Source organism: Chryseobacterium sp. SIMBA_028, from assembly GCF_046535285.1.
Lineage (GTDB): Bacteria > Bacteroidota > Bacteroidia > Flavobacteriales > Weeksellaceae > Chryseobacterium.
The window spans coordinates 1-228 of the sequence record NZ_JAWRWZ010000921.1 but is presented as its reverse complement, the minus strand read 5'-3'; the positions used below and the strand labels follow the sequence as shown (position 1 = coordinate 228).

1 protein-coding gene is annotated in these 228 nt (G+C 61.0%); it reads right to left on the bottom strand.

Going from position 1 to position 228, the window contains the following annotated elements:
- A partial coding sequence (locus tag SCA31_RS25900; protein WP_410699800.1) for a hypothetical protein occupies positions 1-228 on the bottom strand: 228 nt, incomplete at both ends.

The following is a 228-nucleotide window of genomic DNA, read 5'->3' as shown; positions in this document are numbered from 1 at the left end:
CCGTTCAAGGCCCAGATCTCGGCGCCGGCGTTCTGAAGCAGAGCAATTGCCGCTGCCGCGCCTGATTGCATAATTCCGCTACGGCCCGAATTCAAAAACCGGTCATAGGCGACAACCACCCGCACATTGTCCCTGCGTGCGTGGATCAGCGAGCCGAGATCGTCGGCCTCTATGGCTTTGTGCGACAGGTAAGGTGAGACGATCAGTACGCGGCTCTGCGCCTCGGCG